Source organism: Pseudomonas sp. P1_F7 (genome assembly GCF_056405655.1).
Genome location: NZ_JBFUBR010000002.1, coordinates 499,947 through 512,712, shown reverse-complemented (window position 1 = coordinate 512,712; position 12,766 = coordinate 499,947). Strand labels below are relative to the sequence as shown.

General features: G+C 62.3%; 11 protein-coding genes. 4 read left to right on the top strand and 7 right to left on the bottom strand.

The window, feature by feature from the left end:
- Positions 1–108: 108 nt before the first annotated feature.
- Positions 109–882: an AraC family transcriptional regulator gene (locus tag AC1D1M_RS03935; RefSeq protein WP_477774609.1), complete on the top strand. Its 774-nt coding sequence runs from the start codon at positions 109–111 to the stop codon at positions 880–882.
- Positions 883–923: 41 nt separating this feature from the next.
- On the opposite strand, the gene phnX is transcribed toward AC1D1M_RS03935, so the two are convergent.
- The 4 genes from phnX to psrA all read right to left on the bottom strand — a co-directional run bounded on the left by phnX (position 924) and on the right by psrA (position 5,283).
- Positions 924–1,751 carry a phosphonoacetaldehyde hydrolase gene (phnX, locus tag AC1D1M_RS03930; RefSeq protein ID WP_223542617.1) on the bottom strand — a complete coding sequence of 276 codons (828 nt, stop codon included), beginning with the start codon at positions 1,749–1,751 and terminating at the stop codon, positions 924–926.
- Positions 1,752–1,837: 86 nt separating this feature from the next.
- A complete protein-coding gene (locus tag AC1D1M_RS03925; protein ID WP_477774608.1) occupies positions 1,838–2,710 on the bottom strand; it encodes a LysR substrate-binding domain-containing protein in 873 nt (290 codons plus the stop codon).
- A 54-nt stretch (positions 2,711–2,764) separates the two neighbouring features.
- Positions 2,765–4,060, bottom strand: coding sequence for an MFS transporter (locus AC1D1M_RS03920; protein ID WP_477774607.1), 1,296 nt, complete (start codon positions 4,058–4,060; stop codon positions 2,765–2,767).
- Positions 4,061–4,191: 131 nt separating this feature from the next.
- Positions 4,192–5,283: an iron-containing alcohol dehydrogenase PsrA gene (gene psrA, locus AC1D1M_RS03915; protein WP_477774606.1), complete on the bottom strand. Its 1,092-nt coding sequence runs from the start codon at positions 5,281–5,283 to the stop codon at positions 4,192–4,194.
- A 255-nt stretch (positions 5,284–5,538) separates the two neighbouring features.
- On the opposite strand from psrA, the gene AC1D1M_RS03910 reads away from it, so the two are divergent.
- Positions 5,539–6,162, top strand: coding sequence for an NIPSNAP family protein (locus AC1D1M_RS03910; protein WP_477774605.1), 624 nt, complete (start codon positions 5,539–5,541; stop codon positions 6,160–6,162).
- A 54-nt stretch (positions 6,163–6,216) separates the two neighbouring features.
- Here AC1D1M_RS03910 and AC1D1M_RS03905 read toward each other — a convergent pair whose 3' ends face one another.
- Positions 6,217–7,131, bottom strand: coding sequence for a LysR family transcriptional regulator (locus tag AC1D1M_RS03905; protein ID WP_477774604.1), 915 nt, complete (start codon positions 7,129–7,131; stop codon positions 6,217–6,219).
- A gap of 106 nt (positions 7,132–7,237) precedes the next feature.
- Here AC1D1M_RS03905 and AC1D1M_RS03900 point away from each other — a divergent pair, with 106 nt between their 5' ends.
- Positions 7,238–8,977: an amidohydrolase gene (locus AC1D1M_RS03900; RefSeq protein ID WP_477774603.1), complete on the top strand. Its 1,740-nt coding sequence runs from the start codon at positions 7,238–7,240 to the stop codon at positions 8,975–8,977.
- A gap of 85 nt (positions 8,978–9,062) precedes the next feature.
- The gene (locus AC1D1M_RS03895) at positions 9,063–9,803 is read left to right on the top strand and encodes a TorF family putative porin (RefSeq protein ID WP_477774602.1); all 741 of its coding nucleotides are present in this window, start codon (positions 9,063–9,065) and stop codon (positions 9,801–9,803) included.
- Positions 9,804–9,856: 53 nt separating this feature from the next.
- Here AC1D1M_RS03895 and AC1D1M_RS03890 read toward each other — a convergent pair whose 3' ends face one another.
- Both AC1D1M_RS03890 and AC1D1M_RS03885 read right to left on the bottom strand, forming a co-directional pair.
- Entirely contained in the window at positions 9,857–11,143 is a 1,287-nt protein-coding gene (locus tag AC1D1M_RS03890) for an NAD(P)/FAD-dependent oxidoreductase (protein WP_477774601.1), read from the bottom strand.
- A gap of 3 nt (positions 11,144–11,146) precedes the next feature.
- Positions 11,147–12,724: an aldehyde dehydrogenase (NADP(+)) gene (locus AC1D1M_RS03885; protein ID WP_477774600.1), complete on the bottom strand. Its 1,578-nt coding sequence runs from the start codon at positions 12,722–12,724 to the stop codon at positions 11,147–11,149.
- Positions 12,725–12,766: the final 42 nt, after the last annotated feature.

Below are 12,766 nucleotides of genomic sequence, written 5' to 3'. Positions count from 1 at the left end.
AACTGCGAACGCAAGGCGCAGCCCATTTCAGGGTTCGGCGTTATCCTATGGGCCCTGAAGACGCCCGTCTCGCGCAACCCGGGCATGGACCATCGCAAAAAGGGCGTCATGATCAAACCATTGCAGACATTTCTTGCGGAGATCGACCAGGGCGGCTGGAGCGTTCGCAGCAGTGCGACCGACTACCCGGAAAACTGGTTCATCCCGCCGCACTCCCATGAAAAGCATCAACTGATCTATGCCATCGAAGGCGTGATGGTGGTGCACACCGCCATCAGCCAATGGACGGTGCCGCCGAGCCGTGGCATCTGGATGCCGAGTGGAGAAGTGCACTCGATTCGCTGCGTGGGGCCGATCAAGATGCGCAGCGTTTTTGTGCACCCTGACGCGAGCCCGGATCTGCCCGCCGAAACCCGGGCGGTGAGTGTGTCCGCATTGTTGAGTGAACTGATCAAGGTTTCCGTCGATTTCGACTTTGCCTGCGAGCCGGACTCGCGGGAAGCCCGGGTGCTGCGGCTGATCCTGGATGAACTGACGATCCTGCCGACCTTGCCATTGAACCTGCCGCAGCCCAGCGATCCACGTATCAACCTGATCTGTAGCGCGTTGCATCGTGATCCCGGGGATGGGGCGACGTTGTCGGACTGGAGCGCCCGGTTGAGCCTCGACGCCAAAACCATCCAGCGAAGGTTTCGCAAGGAAACCGGCATGACCTTCGGCCAATGGCGCCAGCAAGCGCGACTGCTGCTGGCGCTGGAACGCATAGCCGTCGGGGAGAAGATCATCGACATCGCCGGGGAGCTGGGATACGACAGCCCGAGCGCGTTCACGACCATGTTCAAGAAGCAATTTGGCAAGACGCCGAGTGATTTTTTCAAGTGAGGCGGCCGCCCGTGGGACGGCCGCTTCACGCCTGAATCAGGTCAGGATCCTTGCGGCGTTTCACCTCGCGCCAACCGGGCATTGATGTCTTCGATGACCGCCGGCAGATCGACGATGGTGTCGATCAGGTAGTGCGGGCGCGAGCCCTCGAACATCCTGACGATGCGGGCCCGCTCGCTGTCCAGCCTGTCGGAGGGCAGGGCCTTGTATTGCTCGTAGGTCAAGCCCAGGGCATTGCCGGAACAGGTCAGCGCCACCGTCCACATCCCGGCGGCCCGGCCTTCGAGAATGCCGGGCCAGGTGTCGTCGACCTTGACGCAGGCGGCGACGTCGCTGATCCCCAGGGCAATCACGTTGGCCAAGGCCTGGGCCGGGTAGGGGCGGCCGTTTGGCACCTCGTCGGTGGCCACCACATGGTCCGCCACGTAGCCATTGTGCCGCGCCAGCTCGACCACTTTTTCCATGACCACGGCCGGGTAACCGGAGCAAGAACCGATTTTCAGGCCCTTGTCGCGCAAGGCATTGATGGTGTTCAGCGCGCCGGGAATCAGGGCCGAGTGCAGGGCGATTTTCTCGATCTGCAGTGGCATGAACCGTTCGTACAGTGCGGTGACATCGTCATCGGTCGGCAGGCGGTCAAACACTGCACGGTAGCGTTCGGCGATCTGCGGTTGATTGCACAGGGTGCGGATGTGATCCCACTTGCCCATGCCCATCGGGCCCCGCGCTTCTTCCAGCGAAACGGCGACGCCGAATTCGGCAAAGGCTTCGACGAAAATCTGCGTGGGGGCGAAGGAGCCGAAATCGACGACGGTGCCGGCCCAATCCAGGACCACGGCTTGCAGTTGGGTCGGTTGTTGGTAGTTCATGGTATTTCTCCATTTTTTGTTGTGGGCAGGCCGTCCCTCCTGTCGCCAGGAAGTAGGCCTATGGATTGCTCAAGGGTGAGGCGAAATCAGGTGGCCGGTGTCGGACTCGAGTCGAACAGCTCCGCGATCATTGGCCGGTTTCGGCGAATGCCCAGGCAGCACAGGTGGTAGTCGATGGAAAACGGGTGATTGACGAAGGTGATCGGTTTGGTGCCCGGGGTTTCGGCGTACTCGACCGCCGAGACGAAACCGATGCCGATGCCCTTGGCGATGGCATGCACGATGGCCTCGCGGCTGTTCAACTGCATGACGCAGTTCAGCGCGACGCCCAGGTGTTTGCAGCTTTCCTCCACCAGTTGACGAGTGCGGGAGCTTTTTTCCCGCAGCACCCATTTCTCTTCGCTGATCTGCTCGACATGTACTTCTTTCTGTCGGGCCCAGGGATGGTCGTCACGCACCACGGCAATGATTGGGTAGCGTCGGTAAAGCTGCGTGTCAAAACGCTGGTCGAATTCGGACAGGGCCAGGATCGCCACATCGATATCGAAGTTGAACAGGCGATCCAGGGTCTCCTTTTCCGCAGAAAACGAGGTTTCCAGTTCGATGTCCGGGTGCCGCTGCATCAGTTCGTAGGTCAGGTTCATCGCAATGGGTGGGGACACCGCGCCCAGGCGCAACATACCGGACTTGCGTTGCTTGAAACTTTGCAGCAATTGCACGGCTTCATCCTCCTGGCCGAACAGGCCCTGGGTAATCGCATAGAGCTGGTGCCCGGCGGCACTCATTTCGATAAAGCGGCCGCGGCGATGGAACAGTTCCACGGAAAACTTCTTCTCCAGGGCATTGACCTGCTCACTGACCGTGGGCTGGCCGACGCTCAAATACTCGGCGGCGAGGGTGAAGCTGCCGGTCTTGGCCACCGCATGAAATGAACGTAGCCACTTGTGGTACTGGTACATAGACGATCCTGTTCCTGAGCCGCTGCCATTGATTCAATCTGTCCAGCCGGGCAATCAACGCCTGATGAACAGCGCCACCGACGCGCTGCAGAGACAGGCAGCGGTGACCACGATGAAGATCAGCGAGGTGTTGCCGGTACTGTCGAGCATACTGCCGATCAGCGGTTCCGCCAGGCCGGCGAACAGGTAGGACGAGAAGTTCATCACCCCGGTCGCGGTGCCGGCGCGCTTGGCGCCCACCAGGTCCGGGCACAGCGCCCAGAAGCTGGAAGCGGGGCCGTACACGAAGAAACCGCAGAGGAACAAGGCTACAAGGCCGGTTGCGCTGTGGGGGGCAAGGGTCCACATCCACAGACTGGTCGCCGCGCCGAGGAACATGTAGAGCATGATCGCCAGGTAGCGTTTGGAGCCGAACAGTTTGTCCGAGATCCAGCCGTTGCTCAGTGCGCCGATGGCCATGCCGACCGGAAGGGCCACGGTGATCCACTTCGGATCGATCATGCTGTCGCCGGTCTTCCAGTTGGCACCCAGGAAGTGCACCGGCACCCAGACGATCAAACCGTAGCGGGCAGCGTTCTGAAACCCGAGGGACACGGCGGCGATGATCAGGCGAAAGTTTTTCAGAACAGCCTTGTAACGCTGCGCGGAGGTTTCGACTTCGCCATGGGCCACTTCATGGCTTTTGTCCTCGGAGTTGGCCACGCCCGTGTCAGCCGGCGGTTCGAAACCCAGGTCTTGCGGACGCTCGCGGGCCACCAGATAGAAGATGATGCCGCCTGCCAGCATGAGCAATACCGGCAGGCGGAAGATCCAGCGCCACTCCAGATGCATCACTTCCAGCACGACGATGGAGGTCACGTAGGAAAGCACCGACGCGCAGCCGGCCGCGAACACATAGAAGCCGTAGACCTTGCCGCGTTCGCCCGCGCTCCACCAGTTGGAGATCAGCCGACTGCCCGGTGCCCAGCCCAATGCCTGGAAGTAGCCATTGATGCCCCAGGGCAGGATCAGCCCGGCGAAACCGCTGGCGAAACTGGTCACCCAGTTGGCGCCGCAGGACAGCACGGCGCCCATGGTCATGATGCGTCGGCCACCGAATTTGTCGGCGAGGTTGCCGTTGATGGCCTGGCCAATGGCGTAGGCCCAGAGCATGGCGGCCGATGCCCAGCCAAGGTGCTCTTTGGTAAAGCCGAACTCGGCCTGGATACCGGGAATGGCAAAACCGAACGTTTGTCGCCCGGTATAGAAAAACAGATAGCAAAACATGGCTGCCAGCAGCATGCGCCACTGGGCGACGCGAAACGATGCGGTGTGTACGGCGAGACCTGGCATGGTTTGGGCACGATTCATGATCTTTTCCTTATTCTTGTTCGTTCCCTGCGAGTTGCATCGCAGGGTGCACTCTTTTTCAGGTGCAGCAGGAAATCGTCGCGGCTCGTTACGCCGCTGGCAGTGTAGTGTCTTTGGGGGGCTGGCGAGCCCTAGGCCGCTCGTGAGCCGATGAAGTTCTTGCCGCGTGCGCCCTGCAGGGCGAAATCGATCATGGTTTGGGCCTCTTCGGCCGTCACGCCGTAGTCGGCGAACTCGGTTTTCACCTCCAGGCTGTGCAGGAAGGCGCGCAATCGGGCCTGGGCTTTATCCAGGTCTGGCCCGAAAACCCGTTGCAGGGTCTTGTCGCGCGTTGCGTCGTGGCCCCAGGCAAGGCCCAACACCAGTGGCAGGGTGAAGGAACAGGCAATGCCGTGGGGCAAGCCGTAGTGCAAGGTCATCTCATAGGAGATGGAGTGGGCCAGTGCGGTCTTGGTGTTGGAGAACGCCATGCCGGCCTTGAGTGCGGCGAGGGCCATCCGGGAACGCAGTTCCTGGTTGGACAGGTCCCGCCGCAGCAAGGGCAGGCATTCGAGGATGTCCTCGATGGCAGAGATGGCAAACGTGTCGGAAAGCGGGTTGGCGTTGATGTTCCAGATCGACTCCAGTGCGTGGGACAGTGCATCCAGCCCGGTGGAAACGGTGACGCTGGCTGGCACCGTGAGCATCAGTTGCGGATCGATGATCGCGACACTTGGCCAGGTGCAGTCCAGGTGCAGCGAGTACTTTTTGTGATTGGCAGCGTCCCAGATCGTTGCCCAGGGCGTGACTTCACTGCCGGTGCCTGCCGTGGTCGGGGCCGCGATCAGTTGTTTACTGCGAACCGGAACGAAGGGTTTACCGCTTGCCAGCAATGCCAGCAACTCATCGAAGCGGCCTGACTCGGTGCCGACAATCAGTGCCTTGGCGGTGTCGATGGCACTGCCGCCACCGACGGCAATCACCGCATGGCAATCACCGGCCTCTTGCCAGAAGCGTTCATAGGTTGCGCGAAGTTGCGCGACATCGGGATTGGGCTGGACATCTTCGATCACGTAGACCAAGCGTTCGCCCAGCAACGCTTGAAGGCGATCCACCAGCCCCAGGCCACGGGCTTCGGGAAAGGTCACGACGGCAACGTTCTGGTGTTCGGTGATGGCGGCAAGCTCTTGCAGGCTGCCCCAGCCGAAACGGGTATCCACTGGATTGTGAAATCGGGCGGTCATGGCGGGTCCTTGGTTTTTGTTGTTGGAAGTGACGCCATGCTCGCGGTCCACGGACTGCTGCACAAATCGATAATTCGCAGGTTTGAATCGGCTGGGCCGATAACGGCCAGTGGCTGATGCTTCGCTTTCAATCCCAATAAAGAAACTACCTAGCTTCCTGCGGCAATTAACGTCAGCGATGGTGATTGCCTCAATACTCTGCACACGGGGGGTGTCATAGGCTGTGGGCTTTGAAAGCCGTTCGCCGGAGTCGCTATGCGTTTGTTTGAACTGATCACTTTTACCGTGCGCGTGCGCACAGTGGCCGATGCGCTGGTACGCATCGAGGCTGAGTTGGCGAAGCCGGAAGTCGGCGGGGTGTTAATGGGCTGCTGGGCCTCGGAAATCGGTCAGTTGAACCAGATTGCCGTGCTGCGCGGCTACGCCGACGAACACCTGAGGCAAGCGGAGCGCGAGCGTTTCCTGCTGGGGGGCGGGGCGTTTGGCATCAACGAGTTCATCACCGATCTGCGCATCGAAAACTACACGCTGTTTCCCTTCCTCGAACCCTTGAGTGCGGGCCAGCACGGTCCATTCTACGAACTGCGCGTCTACGACCTGGTCAGCAGCGGGTTGCAGCCCACCCTCGACGGCTGGAGCAAAGCCATCGAAGCGCGAACCGCCGAACAGTATTCGCCGGTGTACGCAGCGTTCTACGCCACCGACGGCGCGCTGCCGCGCTATCTGCACATCTGGCCCTGGACCACCCTGGAGCAGCGCCTGCAAGTGCGCACCCAAGCGGTCGCCGACGGCGTCTGGCCGCCGGAAAACTCCGGCCCGCAACTGCGCGACATGCGCTCGACCATCTACCTGCCCGCGAAGTTCTCGCCCATGCAATGACCCGGGCGCGGCTCGACTGACCGGGTGTGATTTCAAGGGCAGCGGATGCCTGCCTCAATGCAACGCCTGTTCGTCCAGGTACTCGTTCAGGCACTCGATGAAAGCCTGATGCTTGCGGGTGTGGCGGCGGTGCGCCGGGTAAATCACGTGGATTTTCCGGCCGAACTGCTCGGGGTCGAGGTCGGCGTCCGGCAGCAGTTGCACCAGTTCACCGCGCCGGATGTACGGTGCGGCGCTCCACTGCGGGCAGAACTGCAAACCCCGGCCGGCCAGCAGGGCACCGAAGAGGAAGTCATAGTTGTCGCTGCTCAACCGCGGTATTGGCTGGGCGATTCGTTTGCGTTGGCCCTCGTGTTCGAGCCACCAGTAATGCGGGTTCAGGGCGGGATGGCGAAACAACAGCCAATCGTGTTGATTGAACGTGTGCGGTTGCACCTCCAGCGGGTTGCGTTGCAGGTAGCGCGGGCTGGCACACAAGAGGATGCGGTTGGCGGTCAGCGGGCGCGTGATCAGATCCGGCAGCTCCACCGGCCCGTCGCGCACGGCCAGGTCGAACCGGCCTTCGACCAGGTCGACGAACTCATCGCTCAGCACCACGTCCAGGCGCATCTGCGGGTAGCGCTCGAGAAAGCGACAGCACACGGCATTGAGAAAGGCCGACGCGAACGAGGGTGGGGCGGTCACGCGCAACAGGCCGTACATTTCACGCTGCAGTTGACCGATGTCTTCCCGGGCCTGCTCCAGTTGCGTGAGCACTTGCCGTGAACTGGCGAGGAAAATTTCCCCGGCCTCGGTCAGCGCGATGCGCCGCGTGGAGCGCTCGAACAGGCGCGTGCCCAACTCTTCTTCCAGATGGGTGATGGCCCGGGTCAGGGCCGACGTGGTCTTGCCCAATTGCGAGGCGGCGCGGGTGAAACTGCCCTGGTCGGCGGTTTCGACAAACATCGCGATGGCGCTGAGTTGGTCCATTCAGTGTTTCCTGTTTGGAAAGTATGTGTTGCCTGGGCCGAGTATTCTTTACCGCTGCCCGGTTCGCTAGTCTCTCGGCATTCTTACAAGAAAAAGGTGCGGGACGATGAAGCGAATATTCCAGTCGGCATTGGCCATGGCTATTGGTCTTTCCTCTATGGAAAGCATGGCGGCCGCCGATCTGATTTTGCATAACGGCAAAGTCTTTACGGCCGAGCAGGGCAAGGCCCTGCAACAGGCCGTGGCCGTGGAGGACGGGAAAGTCGTCAAGGTCGGCAGCGACGCCGAGGTGCTGGCCCTCAAGGACCCTGGCACGCAGGTCATCGACTTGCAGGGCAAGGTGTTGCTGCCCGGTTTCATCGACACCCACAGCCATGCTGTGTTTGGCGGGGTGAAGCTCAAGTCCGCCGACCTTGAGACGCAAATGCTGCCGTTCGACGAACTGGAGCAGCGCTTGCGCGAGTGGCGTGACAACGGCAAGGCACGGCATGGCGATATCCTGGTCGTCGGTGGCACGCCCTCGACCTACTGGAGTCAGGTCGCGGAGTTTGAAAAGCGCTTCAACCAGGGTGAGTGGGCGGACACGCCGATCCTGTTCGTCGGGTGGGATTACCACACCGGTTGGGCCAACAAGACCCTGCTCAAACACGCCGGTATCGATGCCGAGCGGGTCAAGGCACTCACCGGCGAAGCGGTGGCGACCATCGGCCACCATGACGACAACACCCCCAACGGTTTCGTCGCCGATGCCGGTCTGTCGGCGGTGATGTCGCAGCTGCCGCCGGCCAGCCTTGAGCAATTGATCGGCGCCGCCGAAGCGGCCCGCGACCTTTATCACAGCCTGGGCGTGACGGCGCTGATGGACCCGGCGGCCAACGCGGTGCCCGGGGATGCGTTGTTCGACTTCAAGCCCACGGTGAAAAACGTCGGGGTGCTGCCGGCCTACAAGGCATTGGCGGACAAGGGTGAACTGCGCATGCACGTGGCGGCCTTGATGGTCGTCAACCCCAAGAGCAAACCCGCCGACCTTGAGGTCATGGAGCAGGTCCGTCAGCAATTCGCCGACGTCGACAATCTCAGCCTGCCGGGCATCAAGGTGTTTGCCGACGGCGTCGCCGAGTTTCCGGCGCAAACCGCGTCGTTGCTGTCGCCCTACAAGAACTCGCTCAAGGGCGGCGAACTGCTGATCGACCCGGCGCACTTCGGTGAGCTGGTGGGGGCCGCCGATGCCCGCGGCTGGCTGGTGCATGTGCATGCCATCGGTGATCGTGCGGTGCGTGAATCCCTCAATGGCATCGAGCAGGCGCGCCGCGACGGGCACAACAATGTGGCCCACTCCATCACCCACTTGCAGATGGTCAACCCGAAGGAATTCACCCGCTTCAAGCCGCTCAATGTCATTGCCTCCATGCAACTTTACTGGGCTTCGGCAGACGAACTGAGCATCGATTTGCTGCAGCCTTACATCAATGCCATGCAATTTCAGTTCATGTACCCGGCGCGTTCGCTGCTCAAGAACGGCGCGACTATCTCCGGGGCCAGCGACTGGCCGGTGTCGACACCGGATCCGTGGAAAGCGATCGGCCAAGCCATCAGCCGCAAGGGCCCCAAGGGTGTGCTGAACCAGGCCGAAGCCATCGACCGCGAAACCATGTTCTACGCCTACACCCGCAACGCCGCGAAAACCATTGGCCTGGAACATCAGATCGGCTCGCTGACCCCTGGCAAGCAGGCCGACATGATCGTTGTCGATCGCGATGTGTTCAGTGCGCCTGAAGCGCAACTGGCCGACACCCAAGTGCTCAAGACTTATTTCGCCGGCCGCGAAGTCTACAGCCGCCCGTAACTCCCCCCTGTTCGCCCACCCTTTGCCTCACCGGCAAGGGGAGGGCGAAGCCTTGCCCGCTCAATAATAAGAAAGGACCTGAAACATGCATCGCCCTGCATTGACCCTGTTTGTCGCCTGCACTTTTTTGCCGCTGGCCGCCCACGCCATCACGCTGAACGATGACTTTCAACTGATGCTCAAACCGGCGGTGGTCAGCGACTATCGCAGCCGTGGTTTGTCATTGACCCTGGGCGACCCCGCCGCGCAACTGGACGCCACGCTGCTGCACAGCAGTGGTGCCTACGCCGGGGTCTGGACCTCCAATGTCGATTTCGGCCTGAACTATAAAACCCGGTTGGAGCAGGATTTTTACGCGGGCTTTTACAAGCAGATCACCGATGACGTCAGCCTCGATCTGGGTTACCTCAAGTACACCTACGCCAGGCAATCGGACTTCAATCAGAGCGAGGTCTACGCCATTGTCAAAGCCTATGGCTTCAAGTTCGCCAGTTACTACTCCAACGATTTGCAGACATACGTGGGCAAGGACCAGGACACGCTCTATACCTACCTGGGCTACAGCTACGCGCTACCGGCGGACACGGGGCTTGAGGTGCGCTATGGCCGATTCGATTTCAAGGATGACGTGTTCGTGTCCGGCAGCGGCCATGTGCGCGGCGACTATCACGAATGGGAAGCGCGGCTGACGCACAGCGCCGTAGGCGTTGACTGGGCGGTGGCGTACATCGACACCGACCTTTCCGAGCACGAATGCACGAGCTACTACGGCTATGGCGACGTGTGCACCGCCACCGTGGTGGTCAGCGCCAGCAAGACCTTCTGATCAGGGCTCGGCATTTCCTGATCCCTGATCTGGAGGGCCTGCTGTCGTTGTCCTCAGAAACGATCCAGCCTGTACGGCGCAGTCGCCGGCAGGCTGTGAGGCTGGGTGCCGATCAAGGGCGATGCCATTTGCGCAATCATTTCCGCCGTGACCGCCGCCTGGGTCAACCCCAGATGCTGATGGCCGAAGGCGAGCAGGACCTTGCCGTCGCATACCCGGTCGATGATTGGCAGGGAGTCGGGCAGGGAGGGGCGGAAACCCATCCACGGCGTGGCCGCTTCGGCACTCAGGTCGCGTTTGAACAGGCCTTTGCTCAGGCGATGCAACTGCCAGGCGCGCTCCATGGTCGGTGGACATTCGAGGCCGGCGAATTCAACGGTGCCGGCCAGGCGCAGGCCCTCGGTCATCGGCGTCATGATGAACTTGCGCTCCAGAGAGGTGACGGCAAACGGCAAGCGCCCGTGTTCGTGGGGCAGCATCAGGTGATAGCCGCGCTCGGTGTCCAGCGGCACTTTCTTGCCGGTCAGCGCGGCGGTGAGCTTCGCGGAATGTGCGCCGCAGGCAACCAGCACTTGTCGACTGATGATGCGGCCCTGATCCGTGATCAACGACACGCCGTGTTCATTCAACTGCCCGCCCTCGACCCGCTGCTTGAGGAACTGCACGCCGCTGCTTTTGGCGGCGTGGACCAGTTCGCCGACCACCCGGAAGGGATCGAGGAAATGCCCGGTTCGGGGGAAGAACAAGCCGCCGCGGATCTGCTCGCTGAGTTGCGGCGCCGCATCGCGGACGGCCCTGGCTTGCCAGAAATCCACCGGAACCTGCTGCTGGCGCATGCGCGACTGTAGCGCTTCGATCGACTGCTGCGAGTCGGGACGCTCGAACACCAGCAGCGAGCCGTCTTCTTTCATCAGTTCAGGACGGTCGATGGCCTCCAGCAACCGGTGCCAGGCACCCAGGCTGCTTTCATTGAGCGCGCGGATGCCGGCCACGGTGCGCTGGAACGGCGCCGGGCGCAGGTTGAGCAACAGGCGCATGAACCAGGGCAGGGCCCGGGGCATGTATTTCCAGTCCAGGCGCAGCGGGCCCATCGGGTCCATGAGCATGGCGGGCAGGCGTTTGAGGATGGACAGGTCGGCGATGGGGAACACCTGCTCGGTGGCCAGGTGCCCGGCATTGCCGAACGAGGCGCCACGGCCGGGTTCCTGTTGATCGATGACCACCACCCGCCGGCCCTGGCGAGCCAGGCGCAGGGCGCAGGCGACGCCGATGATCCCGGCGCCGATCACGGCAACGTCTGCCGCTGTTTGCGAATGGTTCAAAGGGGAATGGTTGGACATGGCCTAGGCTTCTCTCTGGCCGTCGAGCAGGCGACGCAACTGCAACGGATTGTCGTGCTTGAGCGCGGCCGGCAACAAGGCGTCCGGGAAGTCCTGGTAGCAGACCGGGCGCAGGAACCGCAGGATGGCGGCGGTGCCGACCGAGGTGGTGCGTGCATCGGAAGTCGCCGGGAACGGGCCGCCATGGACCATGGCATCGCACACCTCGACCCCGGTCGGCCAGCCATTGACCAGCAGGCGCCCGGCCTTGCGCTCCAGGGTCGGCAGCAATGCCCGGGCGCTGTCCACGTCGGCATCGTCCAGGTGCAGGGTGGCGGTCAACTGGCCTTCCAGGTGTTCGATGACCTGGCGAATTTGCTCGTCGCTGGCACATTGCACGACCAGCGACGCGGCGCCGAACATTTCTGCCTGCAAGGCCGGGTCGGCGAGAAACTCGCTGGCCTGGGTGACAAACAGCTGAGCCTGGCACTGGTTAGGCGTTTCGCCCTTCAGGCCGGTGGCCACCGATTGCGCGTGGGCATGCTCGGATAGCGCGCCGACGCCGGCCTCGTAGGCATTGAAAATGCCGGGGGTGAGCATGGTCTGCGCCGGGCTGCGCTGCAGCAGTTGCGCAGCCGACTGGATGAAGCGCTCAAGGTCTGGGCCTTGGCGGGCAATCACCAGGCCTGGGTTGGTGCAGAACTGGCCGGCGCCTTGGGTGAGGGAGGCGACGAAGCCTTGCGCCAGTGCTTCGGCTCGCGACTCCAGCGCCGCCGGGAACAGCAACACCGGGTTGATCGAGCTCATTTCTGCATACACCGGGATCGGCTCGGGACGTGCCTGGGCCGCGTTGCACAAGGCGATGCCGCCGCTGCGCGAGCCGGTGAAACCCACAGCCTTGATGCGCGGGTCGGTGACCAGGGCGATACCCACTTCGCGGCCGGAACCGAACAACAGCGAAAACACGCCTTCATGCAGTCCGCAAAGTTTGACCGCTCGGGCCAGCGCTCGGCCCACCAGTTCACTGGTGCCGGGGTGCGCGCCATGGGCCTTGACGATCACCGGGCAACCGGCGGCCAGTGCCGACGCGGTGTCACCGCCGGCGACGGAGAAGGCCAGGGGGAAATTGCTCGCGCCGAACACCGCCACCGGGCCTAGGGGCACCTGACGCTGACGCAGGTCCGGACGGGGCAGGAGCTGACGTTCCGGCAGCGCGGAGTCGACCCGTACATCCAGCCACTCACCTGCACGCACGGTGCGGGCAAAGGTACGCAACTGCTGACAAGTGCGGCCCCGTTCACCCTGGATACGCGGGCGTGGCAGGCCGGTCTCGGCCACGGCACGGTCGATCAACTCATCGCCGAGGGCTTCGATCTCGCTGGCGATGGTTTCGAGGAATTCGGCGCGGGCCTCCAGGGATGTCGCGCGATAGCTGTCCAAGGCACCCCACGCCAGGGCGCAGGCCTGTTCAACGTGTTCGCGGCTGCCACCGTGATAAGCCGGTTCAAGCGCAAGATTGGTGGCCGGATCAATGCCGCGAATCGCTTCGCGGTTGCCGGTGATGGCCTGCTGGCCGATCAGCATGTTGCCTGTCAGAGTCATGGTCTTTCCTGAAAAAAAGAGGGGGGGCGTTTGCGAAAACAA

Bases quoted from the DNA above. Each gene is read 5' to 3' on its own strand.
- AC1D1M_RS03935 (WP_477774609.1), top strand. From the start codon at position 109: ATGATCAAACCATTGCAGACATTTCTTGCGGAGATCGACCAGGGCGGC.
- phnX (WP_223542617.1), bottom strand. From the start codon at position 1,751: ATGAACTACCAACAACCGACCCAACTGCAAGCCGTGGTCCTGGATTGG.
- AC1D1M_RS03925 (WP_477774608.1), bottom strand. From the start codon at position 2,710: ATGTACCAGTACCACAAGTGGCTACGTTCATTTCATGCGGTGGCCAAG.
- AC1D1M_RS03920 (WP_477774607.1), bottom strand. From the start codon at position 4,060: ATGAATCGTGCCCAAACCATGCCAGGTCTCGCCGTACACACCGCATCG.
- psrA (WP_477774606.1), bottom strand. From the start codon at position 5,283: ATGACCGCCCGATTTCACAATCCAGTGGATACCCGTTTCGGCTGGGGC.
- AC1D1M_RS03910 (WP_477774605.1), top strand. From the start codon at position 5,539: ATGCGTTTGTTTGAACTGATCACTTTTACCGTGCGCGTGCGCACAGTG.
- AC1D1M_RS03905 (WP_477774604.1), bottom strand. From the start codon at position 7,131: ATGGACCAACTCAGCGCCATCGCGATGTTTGTCGAAACCGCCGACCAG.
- AC1D1M_RS03900 (WP_477774603.1), top strand. From the start codon at position 7,238: ATGAAGCGAATATTCCAGTCGGCATTGGCCATGGCTATTGGTCTTTCC.
- AC1D1M_RS03895 (WP_477774602.1), top strand. From the start codon at position 9,063: ATGCATCGCCCTGCATTGACCCTGTTTGTCGCCTGCACTTTTTTGCCG.
- AC1D1M_RS03890 (WP_477774601.1), bottom strand. From the start codon at position 11,143: ATGTCCAACCATTCCCCTTTGAACCATTCGCAAACAGCGGCAGACGTT.
- AC1D1M_RS03885 (WP_477774600.1), bottom strand. From the start codon at position 12,724: ATGACTCTGACAGGCAACATGCTGATCGGCCAGCAGGCCATCACCGGC.